The organism is Microbacterium sp. (assembly GCF_052102115.1).
In the GTDB taxonomy this organism is placed as follows: Bacteria; Actinomycetota; Actinomycetes; order Actinomycetales; family Microbacteriaceae; genus Microbacterium.
Window position 1 is genome coordinate 43,477 of record NZ_JBQDVP010000014.1, and the last position, 23,492, is coordinate 66,968.

General features: G+C 67.4%; 24 protein-coding genes and 1 tRNA gene. 11 read left to right on the plus strand and 14 right to left on the minus strand.

Going from position 1 to position 23,492, the window contains the following annotated elements; genetic code table 11:
* The first annotated feature begins 3 nt into the window (after window positions 1-3).
* Together ACTICP_RS06590 and ACTICP_RS06595 are read left to right on the plus strand one after the other, a co-directional pair.
* On the plus strand, window positions 4-1,047 hold the full coding sequence (locus ACTICP_RS06590; RefSeq protein ID WP_441890714.1) for a methionine ABC transporter ATP-binding protein: 1,044 nt from the start codon (window positions 4-6) through the stop codon (window positions 1,045-1,047).
* Window positions 1,047-1,706 carry a methionine ABC transporter permease gene (locus tag ACTICP_RS06595; protein ID WP_441890716.1) on the plus strand — a complete coding sequence of 220 codons (660 nt, stop codon included), beginning with the start codon at window positions 1,047-1,049 and terminating at the stop codon, window positions 1,704-1,706. The genes ACTICP_RS06590 and ACTICP_RS06595 overlap by 1 nt, the downstream gene beginning before the upstream one ends.
* A gap of 18 nt (window positions 1,707-1,724) precedes the next feature.
* Here the strand turns inward: ACTICP_RS06595 and ACTICP_RS06600 are convergent, their stop codons facing one another.
* From ACTICP_RS06600 to ACTICP_RS06615, 4 genes are all read right to left on the minus strand, one after another.
* Window positions 1,725-2,645, minus strand: coding sequence for a L,D-transpeptidase (locus tag ACTICP_RS06600; RefSeq protein WP_441890718.1), 921 nt, complete (start codon window positions 2,643-2,645; stop codon window positions 1,725-1,727).
* A 40-nt stretch (window positions 2,646-2,685) separates the two neighbouring features.
* Entirely contained in the window at window positions 2,686-3,597 is a 912-nt protein-coding gene (locus ACTICP_RS06605; RefSeq protein WP_441890720.1) for a pseudouridine synthase, read from the minus strand.
* Between the two features lie 19 nt (window positions 3,598-3,616).
* The gene (locus tag ACTICP_RS06610; protein WP_441890722.1) at window positions 3,617-4,111 is read right to left on the minus strand and encodes a MarR family winged helix-turn-helix transcriptional regulator; all 495 of its coding nucleotides are present in this window, start codon (window positions 4,109-4,111) and stop codon (window positions 3,617-3,619) included.
* A gap of 103 nt (window positions 4,112-4,214) precedes the next feature.
* Entirely contained in the window at window positions 4,215-5,450 is a 1,236-nt protein-coding gene (locus ACTICP_RS06615) for a DUF222 domain-containing protein (protein ID WP_441890724.1), read from the minus strand.
* 136 nt (window positions 5,451-5,586) lie between these two features.
* On the opposite strand from ACTICP_RS06615, the gene ACTICP_RS06620 reads away from it, so the two are divergent.
* The 6 genes from ACTICP_RS06620 to ACTICP_RS06645 all read left to right on the plus strand — a co-directional run bounded on the left by ACTICP_RS06620 (window position 5,587) and on the right by ACTICP_RS06645 (window position 11,064).
* Window positions 5,587-5,658: transfer RNA gene (locus ACTICP_RS06620), tRNA-Gln, on the plus strand.
* A 1-nt stretch (window position 5,659) separates the two neighbouring features.
* Complete coding sequence (gene glmU, locus ACTICP_RS06625; RefSeq protein ID WP_441890726.1) at window positions 5,660-7,105, plus strand: bifunctional UDP-N-acetylglucosamine diphosphorylase/glucosamine-1-phosphate N-acetyltransferase GlmU; 1,446 nt, start codon at window positions 5,660-5,662, stop codon at window positions 7,103-7,105.
* A gap of 9 nt (window positions 7,106-7,114) precedes the next feature.
* The gene (locus tag ACTICP_RS06630; RefSeq protein WP_441890728.1) at window positions 7,115-8,149 is read left to right on the plus strand and encodes a ribose-phosphate diphosphokinase; all 1,035 of its coding nucleotides are present in this window, start codon (window positions 7,115-7,117) and stop codon (window positions 8,147-8,149) included.
* A 42-nt stretch (window positions 8,150-8,191) separates the two neighbouring features.
* Window positions 8,192-8,617: an FMN-binding protein gene (locus tag ACTICP_RS06635; RefSeq protein WP_441890730.1), complete on the plus strand. Its 426-nt coding sequence runs from the start codon at window positions 8,192-8,194 to the stop codon at window positions 8,615-8,617.
* A 1-nt stretch (window position 8,618) separates the two neighbouring features.
* Window positions 8,619-9,476 (plus strand): FAD:protein FMN transferase, encoded by an 858-nt coding sequence (locus ACTICP_RS06640; RefSeq protein WP_441890732.1) that lies wholly within the window; start codon window positions 8,619-8,621, stop codon window positions 9,474-9,476.
* A gap of 61 nt (window positions 9,477-9,537) precedes the next feature.
* Entirely contained in the window at window positions 9,538-11,064 is a 1,527-nt protein-coding gene (locus tag ACTICP_RS06645; RefSeq protein WP_441890757.1) for an FAD-dependent oxidoreductase, read from the plus strand.
* A 22-nt stretch (window positions 11,065-11,086) separates the two neighbouring features.
* Here ACTICP_RS06645 and ACTICP_RS06650 read toward each other — a convergent pair whose 3' ends face one another.
* From ACTICP_RS06650 to ACTICP_RS06665, 4 genes are all read right to left on the minus strand, one after another.
* Window positions 11,087-12,547 carry a sensor histidine kinase gene (locus ACTICP_RS06650; protein ID WP_441890734.1) on the minus strand — a complete coding sequence of 487 codons (1,461 nt, stop codon included), beginning with the start codon at window positions 12,545-12,547 and terminating at the stop codon, window positions 11,087-11,089.
* A 44-nt stretch (window positions 12,548-12,591) separates the two neighbouring features.
* Window positions 12,592-13,320, minus strand: coding sequence for a response regulator transcription factor (locus ACTICP_RS06655; protein WP_441838849.1), 729 nt, complete (start codon window positions 13,318-13,320; stop codon window positions 12,592-12,594).
* Window positions 13,321-13,409: 89 nt separating this feature from the next.
* Window positions 13,410-14,858, minus strand: a complete 1,449-nt coding sequence (gene gndA / locus ACTICP_RS06660; RefSeq protein ID WP_441890736.1) for an NADP-dependent phosphogluconate dehydrogenase — start codon at window positions 14,856-14,858, stop codon at window positions 13,410-13,412.
* A gap of 106 nt (window positions 14,859-14,964) precedes the next feature.
* Entirely contained in the window at window positions 14,965-15,090 is a 126-nt protein-coding gene (locus ACTICP_RS06665) for a hypothetical protein (protein WP_441890738.1), read from the minus strand.
* Window positions 15,091-15,317: 227 nt separating this feature from the next.
* On the opposite strand from ACTICP_RS06665, the gene ACTICP_RS06670 reads away from it, so the two are divergent.
* Entirely contained in the window at window positions 15,318-15,953 is a 636-nt protein-coding gene (locus tag ACTICP_RS06670; RefSeq protein ID WP_441890740.1) for a 50S ribosomal protein L25/general stress protein Ctc, read from the plus strand.
* A gap of 95 nt (window positions 15,954-16,048) precedes the next feature.
* Complete coding sequence (gene pth / locus ACTICP_RS06675) at window positions 16,049-16,630, plus strand: aminoacyl-tRNA hydrolase (protein WP_441890742.1); 582 nt, start codon at window positions 16,049-16,051, stop codon at window positions 16,628-16,630.
* A gap of 13 nt (window positions 16,631-16,643) precedes the next feature.
* On the opposite strand, the gene ACTICP_RS06680 is transcribed toward pth, so the two are convergent.
* Both ACTICP_RS06680 and trpS read right to left on the minus strand, forming a co-directional pair.
* Window positions 16,644-17,177 carry a hypothetical protein gene (locus tag ACTICP_RS06680; RefSeq protein ID WP_441838855.1) on the minus strand — a complete coding sequence of 178 codons (534 nt, stop codon included), beginning with the start codon at window positions 17,175-17,177 and terminating at the stop codon, window positions 16,644-16,646.
* Between the two features lie 87 nt (window positions 17,178-17,264).
* Complete coding sequence (gene trpS, locus ACTICP_RS06685; RefSeq protein ID WP_441890744.1) at window positions 17,265-18,269, minus strand: tryptophan--tRNA ligase; 1,005 nt, start codon at window positions 18,267-18,269, stop codon at window positions 17,265-17,267.
* A gap of 98 nt (window positions 18,270-18,367) precedes the next feature.
* Between trpS and ACTICP_RS06690 the strand changes: the two genes are divergently transcribed.
* Complete coding sequence (locus ACTICP_RS06690; RefSeq protein WP_441890746.1) at window positions 18,368-19,045, plus strand: DUF4166 domain-containing protein; 678 nt, start codon at window positions 18,368-18,370, stop codon at window positions 19,043-19,045.
* Here the strand turns inward: ACTICP_RS06690 and ACTICP_RS06695 are convergent.
* From ACTICP_RS06695 to sdhA, 4 genes are all read right to left on the minus strand, one after another.
* Window positions 19,033-19,872, minus strand: a complete 840-nt coding sequence (locus ACTICP_RS06695; protein ID WP_441890748.1) for an exodeoxyribonuclease III — start codon at window positions 19,870-19,872, stop codon at window positions 19,033-19,035. The genes ACTICP_RS06690 and ACTICP_RS06695 overlap by 13 nt on opposite strands.
* 9 nt (window positions 19,873-19,881) lie before the next feature.
* Window positions 19,882-21,105 carry a YihY/virulence factor BrkB family protein gene (locus tag ACTICP_RS06700; RefSeq protein ID WP_441890749.1) on the minus strand — a complete coding sequence of 408 codons (1,224 nt, stop codon included), beginning with the start codon at window positions 21,103-21,105 and terminating at the stop codon, window positions 19,882-19,884.
* Between the two features lie 56 nt (window positions 21,106-21,161).
* The gene (locus ACTICP_RS06705; protein WP_441890751.1) at window positions 21,162-21,923 is read right to left on the minus strand and encodes a succinate dehydrogenase iron-sulfur subunit; all 762 of its coding nucleotides are present in this window, start codon (window positions 21,921-21,923) and stop codon (window positions 21,162-21,164) included.
* 2 nt (window positions 21,924-21,925) lie between these two features.
* The coding region (sdhA, locus tag ACTICP_RS06710) for a succinate dehydrogenase flavoprotein subunit (protein ID WP_441890753.1) at window positions 21,926-23,492 on the minus strand (1,567 nt) is incomplete at its 5' end.

The window sequence follows — 23,492 nt, forward strand, 5'->3', positions numbered from 1 at the left end:
CCCATGCCCATCGTGACCCTCGAGAATGTCTCGAAGGCATATCCGCCCACGCGGGCGGCCGATGCCCCCGTCGTCGCCGTCGACGATGTCTCGCTGCATGTCGAGAAGGGTGATGTCTTCGGGATTATCGGCTACTCGGGTGCTGGGAAGTCCACGCTCGTGCGTCTCATCAACGCGCTCGAACCGGCAACCGGTGGCAGGATCACCGTCAACGGCACCGACATCACAGCTCTCTCCGAGCGCAACCTGCGCCGAGTGCGCGGCGGCATCGGAATGATCTTCCAGCAGTTCAACCTTTTCGCAGCGAAGTCCGTCAGGGCGAACATCGCCTATCCATTGAAACTCGCGGGGTGGGCGAAGCACGACATCGACGCACGCGTGACCGAACTTCTGGCTTTCGTCGGCCTGAGCGACAAGGCACGCTCGTACCCCGAGCAGCTCTCCGGCGGGCAGAAACAACGGGTGGGCATCGCTCGGGCGCTGGCCACCCGTCCCGCGATCCTGCTCGCCGATGAGGCGACCAGCGCGCTCGATCCGCAGACGACTCACGAGGTGCTCGCACTTCTCAGACGAGTCAACGAGGAGCAGGGCGTCACAATCGTCATCATCACGCATGAGATGGACGTCATCCAGACGATCGCCACGAAGGTCGCCGTGATGGACTCCGGCAAGATCATCGAGCAGGGCGACGTCTTCGAGGTGTTCTCGAACCCACAGCATCCCGCCTCGCAGCGCTTCGTCGGCACCGTGATCAAAGGCATCCCGTCGCCGTCTGAACGTGCCCTGTTGCAGGAACGGCACCGTGGCCGTATCGTCACCTTCTCATTCCGAGACGGGGATTCGTCTCAGGCGCAGGTCTTCGTCGATCTTGCTGGGGCCGGGCTCGATTTCGAGTTGATTTACGGCGGCATCAACGACATCCGCGGCCGCGCATTCGGTCATCTCACTCTCGCCATCCGTGGCACGGATGCTGCGATCGACACCGTGCTGACACGGATCCGCGCGCACGTCGCAGTCACCGAGATCGCCGAAGGCGGGGTGCTCTGATGGATCGCCTCCTCGAACTGCAAGGCGACTTCTGGACGGCCGCCGTCGAGACCCTCTACATGACGTCGTTCGCGCTGGTGCTCGGCGGCGTCCTCGGCCTCGTGATCGGCGTCGCCAGCTATGCCACGCGCGGTGGAGGTGTGCTTCCCAACCGTCCGGTGTACGCGATCGTCAACCTCGTCATCAACTTCTTCCGCCCCATTCCATTCGTCATCTTCCTGGCGGTGCTGCAGCCTTTCACTCGTCTGGTCATCGGCACCGGCATCGGCATCACCGCCGGCGCCTTCGCGATCGGCATCGCCGCATCTTTCGCGATCGGACGCATCGTCGAGCAGCATCTCGTCTCGGTCCCTCCTGGCGTGATCGAGGCCGCACGATCGATGGGCGCGGGGCCCTGGCGGATCCTCCTCACCGTCGTCATTCCCGAAGCGCTGGGCCCGCTGATCCTCGGCTACACGTTTATCGTCGTTGCCATCATCGACATGACCGCGATGGCGGGGCTCATCGGCGGCGGGGGCCTCGGCGCGTTCGCGCAGATCTACGGCTTCCGTCAGTTCGAACCGGTCGTGATGTGGGCGGCGATCGTCTTGATCGTGGTGTTCGTGCACCTCGTGCAAGTGCTGGGCACGTGGCTGGCGCGCAAGGTCATGCGCCGCTGACCGGCGGAACTCGTCTGATCACGGCCGGATGATCACCCCGGTGCCTTCTGGCAGCTCGGCGAGCTTTGTGATCGCGGACTCGTCGAGGCGCAGACATCCGTTCGAGATGTTCCCGCTGCGTTCGTCGTGGTAGTGGAATGCCGTGATCGCGACGCCCTGGCCGCCGAAGCCGTCGAGCGTCGGCGACTGCACCGACAGATAGACCACGGGCAGGCCGCGGGTGTAGTCGAACGAGGTGACCTCGGAGAGGTGGATGAAAGACCGGCCGATCGGAGTCGGCGTCTGATCGGTGCCCCACCCGAAGTCCGTCGCGATCCGTTCGGAGGCGCCGTCGCGGACGATGTCGATGGTGTGGGCCGAGAGGCTCACCTCGACGGTCGTGTCCGTGGCCGCCAGCTCGATGTCGGACACGCGCAGCCACCCGGTGAGCTGTGCGGAATCTCCCGCCGAGGGGAGGTTCTGGCGCCCCGTGAGCAGCACCCGCACCCAGTTCTCCTGCTTCTCGACGACCGCGACGGTCGTGCCGCCGTAGCGGTAGTCCCGCGGCAGTGCGGCCACCGGCTCGGCGAGCGGGTCGGCCCAAACCGGGATGACGTCGGTGGCAGCACGCGCGGTGTAGCCGGAGAACGGAGCGTCGAGGTCGTCGTCGACGGGCAGTTCAGGCAGCACGGCGAACACATCGGCCGGGGGGAGCGCCGAGGCGTCGTACTCCCCGGCGTTCGCCGGAAAACCGGTGGGGGTCGGAGTGGGCGAGGGAGTGGGCGTCGGTTTCGTGATCTGGGCGGGGGCGGTGGACCGTGTGGATGCCGCGGCGTCATCCGGGCGCGGCCACATGGCGACGGCCACGCCGACAAGAGCCACGATCAGCACGACGATGAGGGCGATGAGTAGCCAGCCGCGCTTCCCGAGCCGGCCGGCGGAATGCTCTCGAATGGTCACGTCGTCCCCTTGCGTCGCGCTTCCCGAGGGGGTATTGGCCTCACCGGGGAGCGTACTGCAGAGTGCGGTGGGTGAGGAACTCCCGCTCCCGGCCCGACAGCGGGTCGGTGAAGCGCAGCTCGCGCGCGAGCAGCTGCAGCGGACGCTCGTGGTCGTCGGGTTTCTCATCGGTGAGGATCGGGTACAGGTTGTCATGCAGGATCCCAGCGCCGATCGACGCGAGATGCACGCGCAACTGATGCATCTTGCCGGTGTGCGGGCGGAGCAGGGTGTGGATGACTTCGTCATCGGCATCGATCAGCTCGATGAGCGTCTCCGAGTTCGCCTCGCGCGCCGGGTCGACCTCGACGCACACCTGGCTGCGGAGCTTCTCGATGTGCAGGCGCACCGTGACCGGGAACGGGTCCTCCCAGTCGGCGGGCCGGGCCGACACCGCCTCGTACACCTTCTCGATCGCGCGGTCCTGGAACAGCATCTGGTAGGCACCACGAGTCTCGGGACGCGTCGAGAACATCAGCAGTCCGGCCGTTGCGCGATCCAGGCGATGCACCGGGGCGAGGTCGGGGTTGTCGAGCTCCCGGCGCAACCGCACGAGGGCCGAGTTCTGCACGTACTTGCCCGCGGGCGTGGTCGGCAGGAAGTGCGGTTTGTCGACGACGAGGAGGTCGTCGTCCTGGTGCAGGATCTCGACGTCGAACGGGATCTCCAGCTCGACCGGCGGCTCACGGTAGTACCAGACGAACTCCTCCGCATCGAGCGGGGTGTCGCGGGTCAGTGCCGAGCCGTCGTACGCGACGATCTCGCCGCGGTCGAAGCGTTCACGCAGCTGCTCGGGATCGAGGTGGAAGAACCGCTCGACCATGTATGCGCTCACGGTCGGCCACGGCCCCGAGCGCGGCACATGCAGACGGGTGGCCCCGACGCCGTCGCGCATGGGCAGGGGCGCGCGCATCGCCATCATGACGTCGCCATCAGGAATCGAAGCTCAGGCTGAGCTTGCGCAGCAGAGCTGCCATCCGGTCGCGGTCGGCGCGGGAGAGGGCCTTCAGCAGGTCGGCCTCGACGTCGACAAGGCGAGTGATGGCAGCATCCACGCGAATGCGGCCGTCATCGGTGAGCGTGACCAGCACGCTGCGCCGGTCGCCCGGATCGGCCACACGGCGCACGAACCGGCGCCCGACGAGGCGGTCGATGCGGTTGGTCATGGTGCCGCTGGACACAAGAGTCTGCTGGAGCAAGCTCTTGGGGGAGAGCTGGAACGGAGCGCCTGCGCGGCGAAGCGCGGAGAGTACATCCCATTCCCACGGCTCGATGTCACTGCGGCGGAAGACCTCGCGCCGTGCGCGATCGAGGTGCTTGGAGAGCCGGTCCATGCGCGACAGCACCTCAAGGGGTGAGAAGTCCAGGTCGGGACGCTGGGTGTTCCATGCGCCGACGATCCGGTCGACTTCGTCTGCCTCGCTCATCCCACCATTATCCGGCGTGCACGGTCGACCGTCCGACATGCTCACAGATCGACCGTCCGACATGCTCACGGATCGATCGGACAGGTTCACGGATCGATCGAGGTCAGACGAACATCACCCGGGGCTCGGGGCTGTCGATGTACTCGCGCCCGAGCGGACTGCGCCAGACAAGCGTCCCCTCCGGGGACTGCCGCACCGTCCAACGATGCCGTTCATCCACATCGGGATGCTTCAGCGGATGATGACTCGTACAGAAGCACGCCAGGTTGCAGAGCGAGGTGACTCCGCCGAATGCACGGTCACGGTTGTGGTCGAGCTCGCACCGCTGCGTCTTCGCGCGGCATCCGGGAAAGCGGCAATGCTGGTCTCGGGCCCGGAGATATCGTTTCATCCGGCTCGACGGCACATAGGTGTCGACGTTCGTGACCATCCCGCTCGGATCGAGGAACAACCGGGAGAAGCTCGGCGCCCGACCGGCGAGGTCGCGAGCGAAATCGGGGTGGACGGAGCCGATCCCGTCGAGCTCGGCCATCATGTCGTCGTGGCCCGCGAGAGTGCTCGCGGCGATCGTCACCTGAACCGTGGGGCGGAAGGCATCCATGTCGGTGCCGACGGCGGTCGATGCACTGGCTGTCAGCAGCAGATCGCAGCACAGATCGGCCCGGCGCTGGTCCATCGTGCGGTCGTCATCCATCGCCGCGGCCATCGCGGTGAGGCGGTCCCAAATGGCGTGCGCGAGAATCTCGGGCACGACCCCGATGATCTGCGCCATGCCGTCGGCGGTCGGACGAACACCCACCTCGCGTTCTTCTCGAGCATCGCGGTGTGCCTGTTCCTGCGCGACCGGTTGCAGCTTCGCCGCCACGGCTCGAGCGTGTGCCCGCGTGCGAGGAGCGGTCGTCTGGCACGCATACGGCAGCACGTCGTGCTCGTACGCGGCGCGCAACGTCGATCCGTCATCAGCATCATCGCCGTCGCGAGGTGCGGCCTCAAGAATCACCTCGGCGTGACGCCGGCTGATCCGCCCCGCTCGAAGGGCTCGCATCGTTTCAGGAAATCCATTGACGAGTGCTGCGGCATTCGCGAATTGGATGCTCATCGTCCCCGGGGAGACGCGGCCGGCTGCCGCGAACTCAGCGACCATCGATCGCTCAGCCATCGAACTGTGGATGATCTGGGGCCCGGTCTCGTACTCCAGAAGCGCCGCTCGTTCAGCGAGTACTTCTACACGACGAGCCTCCAGCGCTGCGATCTGCGCGCCGAGGTCGGCCCACTGGTCAAGCAGAGCAGCGCGACGCTCGTCTTCGAGCTCTCGCTCCGTTCGATACTCCGCTACCATCGGCATACTTCATTATCGAACAGAACTACGACACGCGCAATAGGAAACGAGATATTTGTTCGAAAGTCCCGACACCCAGCAAACGCGATGCCTCCGCCATGGCAGACTTGTCGGGCAGCCCGCGTCAGGGCCGCGGTCCGCCGTAGTGTAATGGCAGCACGACAGCCTTTGGAGCTGTTAGGTCCAGGTTCGAGTCCTGGCGGCGGAGCATGACGGAGAACAGACTCGCGATCATCGTCCTGGCCGCAGGGCAGGGCACCCGCATGAAGTCCAAGCTGCCCAAGGTGCTGCATCCGATCGCCGGGCGTTCGCTCGTCGGTCACGTGCTGACCACGGCATCCCATCTCGGCGCCGAGCACATCGAGGTCGTCGTCCGCCACGAACGCGACCAGGTCGCCGGTGCGATCGTCGAGCAGTTCCCCGACGCTGTGATCGTGGATCAGGATGAGATTCCCGGCACCGGGCGGGCCGTGGAGGTCGCCCTCGACGCCATCCCGGATTTCGACGGCGACGTGCTGGTGCTCTCGGGCGACTGCCCGCTGGCGGATGCTGTGACACTCTCGGCCTTCGTCGACGAGCACCGTGCCGCCGGCGCCGCGGCGACGCTGATGACCGCGGTGGTGGATGATCCGAGCGGCTACGGGCGCGTCATCCGCGACGGCGCCGGCGGCGTCGATCGCATCGTCGAGCAGAAGGATGCCACGACCGAAGAGGCAGCCATCGCCGAGATCAACGCGGGGATGTACGTCTTCCGCGCATCGGCGCTGCGCGAGCACCTCCCCGCGGTCGGCGTCGACAACGCCCAGGGCGAGAAGTACCTCACCGACATCCCCGGTCTGCTGCGGGGTGCGGGGCAGCGGGTCGCAGCATCCGTCGTCTCCGACGTGACGGTGACCTTCGGCGTCAACGACCGCGCGCAGTTGGCCGAGGTCGGCCGCCTGCTCAACGCCCGGATCGTGCGCCGCTGGCAGCTCGAGGGCGTCACGATCGTCGATCCGGCGACCACCTGGATCGACGACGATGCGAAGCTCGCCCCCGACGTCACGCTCATGCCGAACACGTACATCGCCGGTGCGACCGTCGTCGAATCGGGTGCGATGATCGGCCCCGACACGTCGCTGGTCGACTGCGAGGTCGGGCAGGATGCCGTCATCCGCCGTTCCGACGCCACGCTGGCCGTCATCGGCGCCGGCGCGAACGTCGGGCCGTTCGCCTACGTGCGCCCGGGCACCGTGCTGGGAGCGAAGGGCAAGATCGGCACCTTCGTCGAGACGAAGAACTCGCAGATCGGCGCAGGCAGCAAGGTGCCGCACCTGTCGTACATCGGCGATACGACGATCGGCGACCGCGTGAACCTGGGCGCCGGAGCGATCACCGCGAACTATGACGACATCGCCAAGCACCGCACCGAGATCGGCGACGAGGTGCACACCGGCTCGCACAACGTCTTCGTCGCTCCGGTTAGGATTGGTGACGGTGCAAAGACCGGAGCAGGAGCAGTCGTCCGCAAGGACGTGCCCCCGGGTGCTCTGGCCCTGAGTGTCGCCCCTCAGCGCAATGTCGAGGGGTGGGTCGAGAAGAATCGGGCCGGCACGGGCGCCGCTGCGGCGGCGGTTCGAGCCGGCGAAGCCGCGAACCGCGAAACTGCAGAGTAAAGGCAGGTTATGGGCCAGAAGAAGAAGACCGTTGCACTCGACCGGGACAACGGCGTGGCCCCGGGCCTCATCGCCAAGACGAAGAAGCGCCTCGTCGTCGCGGGCGGCCGCTCGCACCCCGAGCTGGTCGATGCGGTCGGCGAGGTCCTCGGCACACAGGTCGTTCCCGTCGAGCACCGCACCTTCGCCTCCGGTGAGATCTACTCCCGTTTCGAGGTGTCGATCCGTGGTTGCGATCTGTTTCTGATCCAGACTTTCGGCGAGCCGGTCAACGAGTGGCTCATGGAGACGCTCATCATGATCGACGCGGCCAAGCGTGCATCCGCCAAGCGCATCACGGTCGTCGCCCCGTACTACCCGTACTCGCGTCAGGACAAGAAGGGCCGCGGCCGCGAGCCGATCAGCGCCCGCCTGGTCGCCGACCTCCTGAAGACCGCCGGCGCCGACCGCGTCATGAGCGTCGACCTGCACGCCGCGCAGATCCAGGGCTTCTTCGATGGCCCCGTCGACCACCTGTTCGCCAAGCCCGTACTGCTCGAGCACTTCCGTGAGAATCTCACGGACGAAGACCGTGAGACGCTCACGATCGTCTCGCCCGACATGGGCCGCGTGCGCGTCGCCGACACCTGGTCGGACAGCCTGAGCGCCCCACTCGCGATCATCCATAAGCGCCGCGACCCCCAGGTCGCCAACCAGGTCTCCGTGCATGAGATCGTCGGCGCGGTCGAGGGGCGCACGTGCCTGCTCGTGGACGACATGATCGACACCGGCGGGACGATCGTCAAGGCCGCGCAGGCGCTGAAGGCCAACGGCGCGCGCCGCGTGATCGTCGCCGCCACGCACGCGATCTTCAGCGACCCGGCCAGCGAGCGCCTGCAGGATGCCTCGATCGACGAGGTCGTCGTCACCGACACTATCCCGCTCACCGAGTCGCGCCGGTGGGAGAACCTGACCGTCCTCCCGATTGCTCCGCTGCTGGCGCGCGCCATCCACGAGGTGTTCGAAGACGGTTCCGTCACGAGCATGTTCGGCGGCGACGCGTAACGGCACAGCCCGCACATAGCGGTGCCTCCTAGGCTCGAACGCATGATGAGTCGGTCCGTGTCGCCATCCGTCCGCCAGGGGGCCGCCGTCGCTGGTATCGCCGGGGCGCTCGTGCTCGCCGGCTGCTCGGGAGCCGCCGATGCCGAAGACCCATCCACCGCTGGTTCGGGCGACTACGTCGACGGCACGTACACGGCCGAAGGGTCGTACCAGACGCCAGAGACCGTCGAGCAGATCTCGGTCACCCTGACGCTGGAAGGCGGCGTCGTCAGCGACGTCGAGGTCACCGGGGATCCGCAGGCGCGCGAGACCGAGCAGTTCCAGGGCCAGTTCATCGACGGCATCGCCGATGAGGTCGTGGGGGTCTCGATCGACGAGCTGAATGTCAGTCGTGTCGCCGGCTCGTCCCTCACCAGCGGCGGCTTCAACGGCGCCGTCGAGGACATCAAGGCCCAGGCCGCGGGCTGACATGCCGACCTGGCGGTTCGACGCGATCGGCACGCGCTGGGAGATCGAGACCGACGAACCGCTCGACCCTGATCGGCGCGCCCGAGTCGATGCGGTGATCGCGGACTTTGACGCCACCTGGTCGCGGTTCGGTCACGATTCGCTGGTGACCCGTCTCGCGCAATCGGGCGGCTCCGTCCCGGTCCCCGCGGATGCCGTCGCCATGCTCGACGCGTATCGAGCGCTGTTCGCCGCGACCGGAGGTGCCGTGAACCCGCTGGTGGGGGAGAGCCTCGTCGCCCTCGGCTACGACGCGTCGTATTCGCTCACCGACGGTGAGGCCACCCCCGCGCCGCCCGACTGGACGAGCATCCTCACCGCGGACGCGGAGCGGCTGGCAGTGGCATCTCCCGCGCTGATCGACGTCGGCGCCCTCGGCAAGGGGCGGCTCGTCGATCTCGTCAGCGCGGCGCTCGCCGATCTGCCCGGCGCGCTCGTCGTGGATGCCGGTGGTGATATGACCGTGCGCGGAGAAGCGCGCATCGGCCTGGAGCACCCGTTCGACCAGACCAAGGCGATCGGCGTCGCCACCGTGCGAGATCAGGCCCTGTGCGCATCGGCGACGAATCGGCGCGCGTGGGGTGACGGTCTCCACCATGTGCTCGATGCGCGCACCGGGATGCCGGTTCGGACGTGGGCTGCGACCTGGGCGTTCGCTTCCGATGCGATGCCGGCGGATGCCGTCGCCACTGCGCTGTTCTTCGACGGTGGGCCGGCGCTGGCGGAGGAATGGGGCGTGGAGTGGGTGCGGATGAGTACGGCGGGCGTCGCGGAACGGTCGCCGAACGCGCCCGTGGAGCTTTTCATGAGGAAGAGTTGATGTCGTGACTTCTTTCACCTCTCTGCGACAGCGCGTGCTCGCCGTCCTCGGCGCCGTGTCGATGTATCGCCTGGCGCTGTCGGGGCTCGCGATCCTCGCCGGCATCGCCCTGATCCTCTCGCTGTTCGGCCTGGTCGGTCCTTCGCCCCTCGAGCTCGTCGTGTCTTTCGTCGTACTCGCCGTCGTGATCTCGGCGGTGGATGCCGCGTCGCAGCGCCTGCTGCACCTGCCCTGGCGTATGGAATCGTCGCTGGTCACCGCGCTGATCCTGCTGTTCGTCATGCATCCGGGCGCGGATGGCCCGGCGCTGATCGGCCTGGCAGCGACCGGCGCCATCGCGAGCCTCTCGAAGTACCTCATCGCATGGCGCGGACGGCATATCTTCAACCCCGCCGCCTTCGGTGCCGCCGTTGTGTCGATCGCGGGGTCGTTCGGCGCATTCGAATGGCTGGGGACCTCGGCATCCTGGTGGGTGGGAACGCCGGCGATGGCGGTTCCGGTCGCGATCCTGGGGCTCGCCGTGCTGTGGCGCATCGAGAAGGTGCGGGTCGTGCTCGTGTTCCTGCTCATTGCCGTCGGGACGGCCGTGGTGCGCCAGGCTGTGCAGGCGCAGCAATTCGCCATCGAGTTCGACCTGCCCACGGCGTTGTCATTCGCGGTGCTGCAGTCGCCGTTCCTGTTCCTCGGGGTCTTCATGGTCTCCGAGCCCCTGACGAGCCCGCCGCGGCGCTGGCAGCAGTTCTGGGTCGCCGGAGTCGTCGGTGTGCTGGCGGGCTGGCCGATCTTCATCGGCGATCTGTTCACACTCGGCCAGGAGCGGGCGCTGCTGATCGGAAACCTGCTCGCCCTCACCTTCGCACTGCGGGGGTCGGTGCGGCTGACACTCGAGAAGCGCGAGTTCATCACCCCGACCGCGCAGGAGCTGACGTTCAGAGCCCGCGGGAAGCTGCGGTTCCGTCCTGGCCAGTACCTCGAGCTGGACGTGCCCCATCACCACCCCGACGCCCGGGGGACGCGCCGCGAGTTCAGCATCGTCTCGGCGCCGGCTGATCTGCCGACGCTGCGGATCGCGTACAAGAACGGTGATCAGAAGCATCCATCGTCGTACAAGCGGGCGCTCGCGGCGGCGGAGCCGGGCGCGGTGCTCGCCGTCACCGGGACGTGGGGCGATTTCCTGCTGCCGAAGGGCGAAGCGCCGGTGCTCATGGTCGCGGCGGGTATCGGCGTCACGCCGTTCGTATCGCAGCTGCGCCAACTGCAGGCCGTTGGAGCGCAGCGCGGTGCTGTTCCGCGTGACGTCGTGCTCGTGTACGTGGCATCCGAGGCGTCAGAGCTCGCCTTCCGCGATGAACTCGAGGCCACCGGAGTGCCGACGGTCGTGTTCAGCCGTGATGCTCCGGCCGGACTGCCTGCGCACTGGACGTGGGCGCAGGGTGTGAGGCTGGATGCCGCGGGCCTCGAGCACGTCGTTCCCGACATCGGCGCCCGGCACACGTACATCTCCGGGCCGCCGCGGCTGATCGCCGACCTCGCCCCGGCGCTGCAGAAGGCCCGCTCGGTCACCACCGACGCCTTCGCCGGGTACTGAGTGGCACAGCTGGCCGGGGCGGTTACGCCGTCGGCACCGGGGTCACCGGAAAACGCACGGTGAACGTCGTGTCGCCGGGCTCGGATTCCACGGCGATCGTGCCGTGGTGACCCTCGACGATGGCCTTGGCGATTGCGAGACCCAGGCCCGTCCCGCCGGTCTGGCGGGCACGGGAGGTGTCGCCGCGGGCGAAGCGTGCGAACAGCTCCTCGCGCACGGCGGGGTCGATGCCCGGCCCGTCGTCGTGCACGCGGATCACGGCCTCGTCGCCCTCGCGGGCCACGCTGAGGGTGATCTCGGTACCGGCGGGAGTGTGCGTGCGGGCGTTGGCGAGCAGATTCGCGACGACCTGGTGCAGTCGCCCGGCATCGCCGAGCATCGCGACGGGCTCGTCAGGAACATCGATGTGCCAGATGTGATCCGGGGCGGTGGGCCGTGCATCCGAGACACCCTCCAGCGCGAGCTGGGTGAGGTCGACGGTGCCGTGCACCAGTTCTCTGCCCTCGTCCAGGCGGGCGAGCAGCAGCAGATCCTCGACCAGCCGCGACATCCGCAGCGATTGCGCCTGGATGCGCTCGAGCGCCGTTTCCGTGCCCGACGCGTCGGCCCCCTGGCTGAGTGCACGCAGCGACAGCTCGGAGTATCCCCGGATCGAGGCCAGGGGAGTGCGCAGTTCGTGACTGGCATCAGCCACGAACTTGCGCATGAGCTCCTCGTTCCGCTGCCGCGCGGCGAGGGAGTCGTTGACGTGATCGAGCAGGGTGTTCAGCGATGCGCCCACCAGTCCGGTCTCGGTGCGAGGGTCGGCTTCGGATGCCGGTACGCGTTCGGTGATCTCGACCTCACCGCGGTCCAGCGGCTGGTTCGCGACGCGCGTCGCCGTGCCGGCTACTGCCCGCAGCGGGCGCAGGCTGTAGCGGATCATGACCGTCGTCGTCAGCGCGAGCAGGATCAGTCCGCCGAGGGTCGCGAGGGTGATCACGGTGAGCAGCTGCGCCAGGGTGCTCTGGATCGCGTCGCGGGGAAGGCCCGTGACGACGTTGATCTTGTCGGAGAAGTCCGTCACCGAGGTCTGGCTCACGGTGAGCTGATACGAGGTGCCGCCCCGTCCATCGAGGGTGATCGTCCCGGTCGGACGACCGCTCAGCGCCTCGTCGATCTCGGCGAGCTCTTCATCGGTCAGGTCTCGCAGGTCTCCGGAACCGTTCACGACGACCCCGCTCGCGCCGCTGCCCGGTGCGGCGATCGCCAAGATCATACCGGTGGCGGGCGGAGCGACATTCTCCATCGTGTCGCGCGCGGTCAGGGGGGTGTTCCGCACCGCGGCGGGGATGGAGGCCTGCGTGACCAGATTCGTCGTGCGGATCGAGAGAGTTCTCACCTGCTCGGCGAGCTGACCTTCGAGCGCCGTTCCGAGCGTCGCACTGGTGATCACGGCGACGATGATGAGGATGAGCGACACGAACCCGATAACGGCGGTCATGAGCCGCGCCTGCAGGGTCAGCGGCCGCTTCGTCCCCTTTTGGATCACTGCGGGGCCTTGATCATGTATCCGACGCCGCGGACGGTGTGCAGCAGGGGCGTGCGCCCCACGTCGATCTTCTTGCGCAGGTACGAGATGTACAGCTCGACGACCGACGACTTGCCGCCGAAGTCATAGCTCCACACCCGGTCGAGGATCTGCGCCTTCGACAGCACCCTGCGCTCGTTGCGCATGAGGTATCGCAGCAGCTCGAATTCGGTCGCCGTCAGCTCGATGTCGGTGCCGTCGCGCTCGACCTCGTGGCTGTCCTCGTTGAGGGTGAGATCACCCACGCGCAGGATCGACTGGCCGTCGTCTGCCGTCGCAGCCCCCGTGCGGCGGATGATCGCCCGCAGTCGGGCGATGACCTCCTCCAGGCTGAACGGTTTGGTGACGTAGTCGTCGCCGCCGGCCGTGAGGCCGGCGATGCGGTCGCCGACGGCGTCCTTCGCGGTGAGGAAGAGCACGGGCACGAGGTTGCCCGACTCTCGCAGGCGCCGCAGCACGCTCATGCCGTCGAGGTCGGGCATCATGATGTCGAGCACGAGGGCGTCGGGTTCGAAATCACGCGCGACCTGCAGGGCTTCGAGCCCGGAGGATGCCGTTCGCACCTCCCATCCCTCCATGCGCAGCGCCATCGCGAGCAGGTCGGTGAGCATCTGCTCATCGTCTACGGCGAGGATGCGAAGCGGGGAGCCATCGGGGCGGTGCAGTTCGGGCAGATCGGAAGTCATGCCTCCATTCTGAGGAATCACCTATGTGATTTCTATGGAAAACGCTATGCGTGATCTGTGAGTTCCGCTCCGGATGCCGCGTCCGGCGCTCAGTGCGTGTCGACCGCCTCGATCTCGGTGCGGTCGCCCGACCAGAGCGTGTGGAAGGTGCCTTCCTTGTCGACGCGCTTGTAGGTGTGCGCACCGAAAAAGTCGCGCTGGCCCTGGACGAGCGCCGCCGGCAGACGATCTGCGCGGATGCCGTCATAGTACGACAGTGACGACGAGAACGCGGGAGCCGGGATACCGGCGTTCGCAGCGGCCACGACGACGCGACGCCAGGATGCCTGGCTGCCGGCGATGGCGTCGGCGAAGTACGGTGCGGTCATCAGTACCGGCAGGTCGGCGTTCTCGGCGTACGCGTCGGCGATGCGGTTGAGGAATTGGGCGCGGATGATGCATCCGCCGCGCCAGATCTTCGAGATCGCGCCGAGGTCGATGTTCCAGCCGTACTCGGCGGCGCCGGCGCGGATCTCGTCGAAGCCCTGCGAGTAGGCGACGATCTTCGAGGCATAGAGGGCCAGGCGCACGTCCTCGATGAACGCTGCAGGGTCCTCGACGGTGAACGCCTCGTCCGGACCGGGAAGGTTCACGGCGACCGCGCGCTGCTCGGGGTGCGAGGACAGCGAGCGGGCGAAGGTGGCCTCGGCGATGCCGGAGACGGGCACGCCGAGCGATAGCGCGGTCTGCACGGTCCAGGCTCCGGTGCCCTTGGCGCCGGCCTGGTCGAGGATCACGTCGACCAGGGGCTTACCTGTTTCGGCATCCACCTGGCGGAGCACCTCGGCGGTGATCTCGATCAGGTACGACTCGAGCTCGCCCCTGTTCCATTCGGCGAAGATCTCGGCGATCTCGGCCGGCGTCTTGCCCGTGCCGCGGCGGATGAGGTCGTACGCCTCGGCGATGAGTTGCATGTCGGCGTACTCGATGCCGTTGTGCACCATCTTCACGAAGTGACCGGCGCCGTCGTGGCCGACGTGCGTGACGCACGGCTCGCCCTCGGCGACGGCGGCGATGGACTTCAGGATCGGCCCGAGGGTGACCCACGACTCGTCCGAGCCGCCCGGCATGATCGACGGGCCCAGCAGTGCCCCCTCCTCGCCGCCGGAGATCCCGGCGCCGACGAAGTTGATCCCGGTCTCGCGGACGGCCTTCTCACGGCGGATCGTGTCGGGGAAGTACGCATTGCCGCCGTCGACGATGATGTCGCCCGGCTCGAAGACCCGCGTGAGTTCGTCGATCACGGCGTCGGTGCCAGCGCCGGCCTTGACCATGATGATCGCCGTGCGCGGCTTCTGCAGGTTGGCTGCGAACTCTTCGTAGGTGGATGCCGGGATGAACTCGGCCTCCGGATGCTCGTCGAGCAGAGTCTGCGTCTTCTCGTAGCTGCGGTTGAAGATCGCCACGTTGTTGCCCTCGCGGCTGGCGAGATTGCGGGCGAGATTCGAACCCATGACCGCGAGTCCGACGACTCCGATGTTCGCTGATGCTTCCGGCACAGACTGCTCCTCGATCGTGAAGTTGGGGATGGCCTCAGATTATCGCTGTACGTGAGGAGCCGCCGCATCTGTGACGTCGGGTGCAGCGAATTGCCGTGACGGCGGTTCAGTCCTTGCGGTAGCCGGTGCGTCCCATGGAGAAGAGCGCACCGACGGTCAGGACGGTGGCGCACAGGGTCATGGCACCGATCAGCCACAGGATGGCGTGCGAGAGGAAAGCGCCGTCAATCATGCCGGACTCCGATCTGCGTGTTCTGCGTAGGGAGGGTCTGTGTTTCAGCCTATCGGGTCATCGGGTACGATGGATGAGTTCCTCGGCGAGGGATGCTTCGCGTGCGCGGCATCCGTGATCGACGCGGCGAATCCAGCCTCGTGGCTTTTTCGCACGTCTGCGTCGGGAAGCCGACCACAAGACCCCCACGCGGTGAACTGTTCGCCGTGTGCCCCGAAGGAGAATCAATGTCTGAGGACACCAAGGTCCACGCCGAGGTCCGCGAGCAGTTCGGCAAGGGCTTCGCCCGCCGCCTGCGCGCCGCCGGCAAGATCCCCGCCGTCATCTACGGTCACGGTACCGAGCCCGTGCACGTGGCCCTCCCCGGCCACCAGGTCTCGCTGATCATCCGCCGCGCCAACGCGCTGCTCGAGCTCGACGTCGAGGGCACCGACCACCTCGCCCTCGTCAAGGATGTTCAGCGCGACCCCGTGCGTCAGATCATCGAGCACATCGACCTGCTCGTCGTGAAGAAGGGCGAGAAGATCCACGTCGACGTCCCGATCTTCGTCACCGGCGAGCCGTTCCCCGGCACCGTCGCCAACCTCGACGCGACCTCGCTCGCCGTCGAGGTCGAGGCGACCAACATCCCGGAGCACGTCGAGGTTTCGGTCGAGGGCCTCGAGGAGGGCCAGCACATCACGGCCGCCGATGTGAAGCTGCCCAAGGGCGCAGCGCTTCTCGCCGAACCGGAGACTCTCGTCGTCGCGATCTACGTGCCGATCGAGCAGCCCGAGGCCGACGCCGAGACCGAGGAAGGCGCAGAGGCCGCCGCGGGCGAGACCGCTGCTGAGCCCGCCTCCGGCGAAGACGCCGCGGAGTAACCGCACCGGCTTCACGAAGGGGACGCGAGCTGATCGCGTCCCCTTCGTCGTATGCCGAGCTGTCGTATTCTGACGACGTCGAGAGATGAGGGCGCATGGCTGACACCTGGCTGATCGTAGGACTGGGAAATCCCGGACCTCGGTACGAGACGACCCGACACAACGTCGGGCAGCTGGTCGTGGACGAGCTCGCCCGTCGGCGCGGTGAGAACTTCCGCGAGCACAAGGGCGGTGCACGCGTCGTCGAGACGTGGCTGCGCCCCGGTGCAGACAAGCTCGTGCTGGCCAAACCGAACTCGTTCATGAACGTCTCCGGCACGCCGGTCGCCGCCCTCGCGCGCTTCTACTCCGTCCCACCCGAGCGCACGGTGGTGATCCATGACGAGCTGGACATTCCGTTCGACGCGCTCAAGCTCAAGATCGGGGGCGGACACGGCGGCCACAACGGTGTGCGTGACATCGCCCGCGCGATCGGAACCGCCGACTTCCCGCGCGTGCGCGTCGGCATCGGACGCCCGCCCGGTCGTCAGGACCCGGCGGACTGGGTGCTCTCACCGTTCGGGAAGACCGAGCGCGAGACTCTGCCGATCCTCGTGTCGGATGCCTCCGATGCCGTCGAGCTGCTCGTCGCAGACGGCTTGCTTGCGGCGCAGCAGAAGCATCACGCGCCCCGCTGATCGACCGGCAGGATCACGCCCCGTACGTCACCGCGCCGGTGCCTGCGCCGACGCCCAGGGTGATGCTCAGCACGATGAAGAAGACGACCGGCGCGAGCACGGCCACGATGAGCGCGACGATGCCCCACACGCGGCCGCGGCGTTTCGCGATCGCGATGATGCCGAGCACGATCGCTGCGATACCGGCGAGCGTTCCCGCCCAGAATCCGATCTCGCCCATCAGCACCCGATCGCGCACCGGTGAGAGGAACGACAGGTCTGACGTCGTCGTATCGACGTACTCCATGACCGTGGGGAGGGCGTAGCCGATCTGGTAACCGGCGATCCCGCCGATGATCGGGGCCACGACGACCGCGACGATGGACAACACGAACGCCACGACGCCGAGCCCGGCAGACCGCGGTTCCGCGGGCTGGGGCGCCTGGTACGCGCCTCCGGGGGCCGCATAGCCGCCGACCGGTGCGGGGTACGCGCCGGGAGGGGAGGGATACTGCGCCGGGGGCGTCGTCGAATACGGGGGAGCGGCTTGGCCGGGTGCCTGTGGCACAGGCGGAGTCGGTCCGGTGGACGACGGTCCGTACGGGGATGGCGGCGGAAACTGCGGATCTGTCACGCACCCATCCTAGAGTGCGGGTCAGACGCGGCGGAGCAGCCCGACCTTCTCGTAGACGTCGGCGAGCGTCGCATCGGCGACGGCATCCGCCCGCGCTGCATTCTCGGCCAGTATGCGGTCGAGCTCGGCGGGGTCGTCGAGCAGCTCCTGAGCGCGGGCGCGGACCGGTTCGAACTCGGCGACGACGACCTCGGCGAGGCCCTTCTTGAAGTCGCCGTAGCCGCGACCGGCGTACTCGTCTTCGATGGCGGCGACCTGACGGCCGGAGAGGGCCGCGTAGATCGTGAGCAGGTTCGAGACGCCGGGCTTGTTCTCCCGGTCGAAGCGCACCGAGCCTTCGTTGTCGGTCACCGCGCGCATGATCTTCTTCGCCGATTTCGCCGGGTCATCCAGCATCCACAGAACGCCGGCGTCGCTCTCGGCAGACTTCGACATCTTCGCCGCCGGATTCTGCAGGTCGTAGATGCGGGCCGTTTCCTTCTGGATCACCGGCATCGGCACGACGAACGCCTCGCCGAATCGTGAGTTGAACCGCTCGGCGAGATCGCGGGTGAGCTCGACGTGCTGTTTCTGGTCGTCACCGACCGGCACTACGTCGGTCTGGTACAGCAGGATGTCGGCGGCCATCAGCACGGGGTACGTGAAGAGTCCGACGCTGGTGGCGTCCTGGCCGTACCGGGCCGTCTTGTCCTTGAACTGGGTCATGCGCCCTGCCTCACCGAACCCCGTGATGGTCGAGAGGATCCAGGCCAGCTCGGCGTGCGCACGCACGTGCGACTGCACGTACAGCGTCGACTGCGACGGCTCGATGCCCGCGGCGATGTACTGCGCGGCGGTGCGTCGCGTCTTCTCGCGCAGCGACTCCGGGTCCTGCGCGACGGTGAGCGCGTGCAGGTCGACGACGGAGAAGAACGCATCGTAGGAGGCCTGCAGATCCCGCCACTGCAGGAGCGCTCCGATGTAGTTGCCGATCTGGAGAGAGTCGGCGGAGGGCTGCATTCCGGAGTAAAGGCGAGGTTTCGTCACGTCATCAATCCTACGCGGCGGGGGAGGGCGCTCCTCCGCCGCGCGACATCAGCCGGCATGGATGCTGCGCGTCACCGTGAGTGCCATACGCTGAAGTCGTGTCCGCGTCGCCCCGTTCCCGAGACGGTTCCGTGTTCCTCGCGGCCTTGGGAGCGGATGCCGATCGGCTCCAGCCGGAAGTGCTCGAGTACGTCGCTGGTCCTCCACAAAGACATGATCACGGCGAAGGGCACGGCGTGTTCGAGGTCGCGGGCAGTCCGTTGCGGCGCCTCATGCTGCTGCTGCGACCGGTGGTCGGACCGGATCTTCTCGTCACGCGGATGGAGCGCAACGTGCCGTTCCAGGTCGTCAACCGTCCGCGTCGCGGCGATAGGGCGACACCGGCGCTGACGGCCACGCGCACCTTCCACTTCCGCTCCCACAGCGAGACATTCGTCGATATGCTCCTTCCCGGTGCGGCTCCCGGCACGGTGGTCGATGTTCTCGGGCGCCACCGTCGCATCGAGATCCTGCTGGAGTGCACGGCGACGCCGGCGGGAAACCTCAGCCTGCGTTCGCGTGCCTGCCGCATCCGCATCGCGAGAGCTCGCATACGCCTGCCCCGATTTCTTGGCGTCGACGTCGCGGTCGAAGACGGATACGACCCGCACCGCGAACGGCGGACGATCGTCGCCGAGGTGCGCAATCCCATCGTCGGGACGGTCATGGCGTACCGCGGGTGGTTCCGATACGCCTACCACCGCAACACCGACCCGGTGCAGGCTCAGTACGAGTAGTCGACGATGACCGGCGCGTGATCGCTCCACCGCTCGGCGTAGCTGGCGGCCCGCGCGACCCGATAGTCCGCGACACGCTCTGCCAGCGCCGGCGTCGCGAGGTGATAATCGATGCGCCACCCGGTGTCGTTGTCGAAGGCCTGGCCGCGCACCGACCACCAGGTGTACGGACCGTCGACCTCACCGTGGAAACGGCGGCCGACATCGACCCAGCCGAGTCCGGTGCCCGCCGAACCGTCGACACCGGTCACCTCGGCGCCTGCCTCACCGAGGAAGCGGTCGAAGTACGCGCGCTCGCGGGGGAGGAATCCGGACTTCTTACGGTTGCCGCGCCAGTTCTTGATGTCGAGCTCACGATGACCGACGTTGAGGTCGCCGGTGACGAGCGCGAGTGCGTTGTTGCTCCCGAGCTCGGTCGTACGCGTGCCGAGGGCCTCGAGGAACTTCCACTTCTCGTCCTGTTTCGGGGTGTCAGCCTCGCCGGTGTGCACGTATGCGCTCACCACCGTGAGCGGACGATCGCCGAGGAGGAAGTCGCCCTCGATCCAGCGCCCCTTCGAATCGAAGTCTTCGGCGCCGAACGCCGTGCGTGAGGACAGTACGGGGGTGCGGCTGGCGATCGCGACCCCCGCGCGCCCCTTCGCCGCACCCTCGTCATGGATGATCGACCAGCCGGGCAGCGCGGCCTCGAGATGCTCGTCCTGCCCACGGACCTCCTGCAGCGTGAGGATGTCGACGCCAGCGGTGTCGAGCCACCCGCTCATCCCGTTGCGGGCAGCTGCCCTGATGCCGTTGACATTGACCGAGGCGACGCGCAGATGGGGCATGGACCCAGCCTAACGAGAGCCCCGGACATCGTGGCGCGCCCGTGACCGCTCTGCGACGAGACGGTGCGCAGCCCGGGCGTCCGGCGCCGGGCGCTCCGGGGGATCGGCGAGGAGGGCGTTCAGGTCGTTCTCGGCGGCATGGGCGGCTCTCCGAGCGCTCCACGCCCGATACCAGGGTGCGCCGTCCAGTGTCGCGCGCGCATCGCGCAGGCGGATGCGCGCTGCTACGAGCAGCGCCTGATACTCGGCGATGATGCGCTCGTCTTCGGTCTGCCGGAGCATGGGAACGTCTCGATCCCGTGCGGCCACAGCGATCCAGGCCGCGGCGCTCAGCATGATGACGCCGTTGATGCGGAACCACAGCAGAAGCCCGACGAAGATCGCGAACGTCGCGAGCAGGGGATTGGTCGGCGAGTAGGCGAGCAGGAACCCCGCGCCGAACTGCAGGACCGTCATGGCACCGCCGCCGAGCAGCGCGCCCGGCCAGATCGTGCGCCACCGCAGCGATGTGCCCGTGAGGAAGCGCACCATCGCGGCCAGCGCGGAGGAGAGCAGTACGAACGAGACGACGATGGTACCCAGGCGGATCAGCAGATTCACCGCATCCGAACCGGCATCCCACCCGAGCAGCGCGAGCGCCCAGGTCAGCACCGCGGCACTGCCGTAGCTCAGCGATGACCCCGCGACCAGCGCGACTCCGAAGATGAGTGCTGCCAGGAGGTCGCGGGCCTTGAGCATGACGAAGCTGCGACGGTCCGGAGGGAGCCCGAACGTGTCGCGCACCGCGCGACGCGAGAAAGTGACCCAGCCGATCGCGGTCCAGATGACCGCGACGAGGGCGATCAGACCGGTGATGCTGAGCACCCCGGCCGTGCCGGCTGCGATCTCATGTGCCTGCTGCGGGGTGAGCAGCTCGCTCTGGTCGCTGATCAGCCCAGGAACGTAGCTGTTGATGACGTCGATCAGCGCATCGACGGCCTCTGTGCTTCCGCCCAGCCACAGACCGGAGATCGCGAAGGCAAGATAGATCGCGGCGAAGATCGCGAACAGCGCCTGATAACTCACGCCCGCGGCGAGGAGGAAGCCGTTGTTCTGCAGGAAATGCCGCCAGACCCGCACGGGGAACAGCGCGAGGGTGCGCTTGGTCAGCGCGCTGGCGCGTTCGACCGCGGCATCGAAGCGTCCGGGGTCATCGAGTGCTGCTCGTGCCTCGGCGGGGTCGGAATCGGACACGCCCCAACCCTACCGAGGGGATACGCGTGCTCGGGTGTTCTCGGAGACAGCCGGTGTCAGGGACGCCCACGCAGGACGGCCTGCTTGACCTCGGCGATCGCCTTGGTCACCTCGATGCCGCGCGGACACGCCTCGGAGCAGTTGAAGGTCGTGCGGCAGCGCCAGACGCCCTCCTTGTCGTTGAGGATGTCCAGGCGCACCTCGGCGTTGTCATCGCGCGAGTCGAAGATGAAGCGGTGCGCATTGACGATGGCGGCAGGGCCGAAGTACTGCCCGTCGGTCCAGAACACCGGGCACGACGAGGTGCATGCGGCGCACAGGATGCACTTGGTGGTGTCGTCGAAGATCGCGCGGTCGGCGATCGTCTGCACGCGCTCCTTGCCCTTCTCAGGGGCGGAGCCGGCGACCAGGAATGGCTGCACCTCGCGGTAGGAGGCGAAGAACGGCTCCATGTCGACGATGAGGTCTTTCTCGAGGGGCAGTCCCTTGATCGCCTCGACGTAGATGGGCTTCGAGATGTCGAGGTCCTTGATCAGCGTCTTGCAGGCGAGGCGGTTGCGACCGTTGATGCGCATCGCGTCTGAGCCGCAGATGCCGTGTGCGCACGAGCGGCGGAAAGACAGCGAACCGTCGACCTCCCACTTGATCTTGTGCAGGGCATCGAGCACGCGATCGGTCGAGAAGAGCTCCACGTCGTAGTCGACCCAGCGGGGCTCGGCGTCCTGCTCCGGGTCGAACCGGCGGACGATGAACGTGACCAGGAAGGCTTGGACGGCCGGATCTGCGGCTGCGGGGGCGTCTGCGACGGCGTTCGACATTCTCAGTACTTCCTCTCCATCGGCTGGTAGCGGGTCTGGACGACCGGCTTCGAGTCGAGTCTGATGTGATCTGCCGGGGTCGACGAGTGCGGGTCACCGGTCAGATAGGCCATGGTGTGCTTCATCCAGTTCTCGTCGTCGCGCTTGGGGAAGTCGTCGCGCATGTGTCCGCCACGGCTCTCTTCGCGGTTCTGCGCCGCATAGACGACGACCTCGGCGATGTCGAGCAGGAATCCGAGTTCGACGGCCTCGAGCAGGTCGGTGTTGAACCGGTGGCCCTTGTCGTCGATGTAGACGTTCCGGTAGCGCTCGCGCAGCTCGGCGATGACGCCGAGCACGTGCTCGAGCGACTCATGCGTGCGGAACACCTGGGCTCCGCGGTCCATCTCGTCCTGGAGCTTCTTGCGCAGCACGGCGACGCGCTCCGTGCCGTTGCTGTCGCGCAGGTGCTCGATCATGTCCTTGACATACGCGGCCGGATTCTCAGGCAGCGGTACGAACTCAGCGGTCTTCGCATACGCCACGGCGTTGTTGCCGGCGCGCTTGCCGAAGACGTTGATGTCGAGCAGTGAGTTGGTGCCCAGGCGGTTCGAGCCGTGCACCGACACGCACGCGCACTCACCGGCCGCGTACAGACCGGGAACGACGGTGTCGTTGTCGGCGAGGACTTCGGCGTCGTTGTTGGTGGGGATGCCGCCCATGGCGTAGTGCGCCGTCGGCATCACCGGCACGGGCTCGGTGACGGGGTCGACGCCGAGGTAGGTACGGGCGAACTCGGTGATGTCGGGGAGCTTGGTCTCGAGGACTTCGGCGCCGAGGTGCGTGCAGTCCAGGTAGACGTAATCCTTGTGCGGGCCGGCGCCGCGGCCATCGAGGACCTCCTGCACCATCGAGCGTGCCACGATGTCGCGCGGGGCGAGGTCCTTGATGGTGGGGGCGTAGCGCTCCATGAAGCGCTCACCGGACTCGTTGCGCAGGATCGCGCCTTCGCCGCGGGCGCCCTCGGTGAGCAGGATGCCGAGACCGGCGAGGCCGGTCGGATGGAACTGGAAGAACTCCATGTCCTCCAGCGGCAGGTTCTTGCGCCAGACGATGCCGACGCCGTCACCGGTGAGGGTGTGCGCGTTGGAAGTCGTCTTGAAGATCTTGCCGAAACCGCCGGTCGCGAAGATGACGGCCTTGGACTGGAACACGTGCAGCTCGCCGGTGGCGAGGTCGTAGGCGACGACGCCCGCGACCTGGGTGCTGCCGTCCTCGCCCGTGACCGTGATCAGGTCGAGCACGTAGAACTCGTTGAAGAAGTTGATGCCGAGCTTGACGCAGTTCTGGAACAGCGTCTGCAGGATCATGTGCCCGGTGCGGTCGGCGGCGTAGCAGGCGCGCCGCACCGGCGTCTTGCCGTGCTCAGCGGTGTGCCCGCCGAAGCGGCGCTGGTCGATCTTGCCCTCGGGCGTGCGGTTGAACGGCAGCCCCATGTTCTCGAGGTCGATGACCGCGTCGATGGCCTCCTTGGCGAGGATCTCCGCAGCGTCCTGGTCGACGAGGTAGTCGCCGCCCTTGACGGTGTCG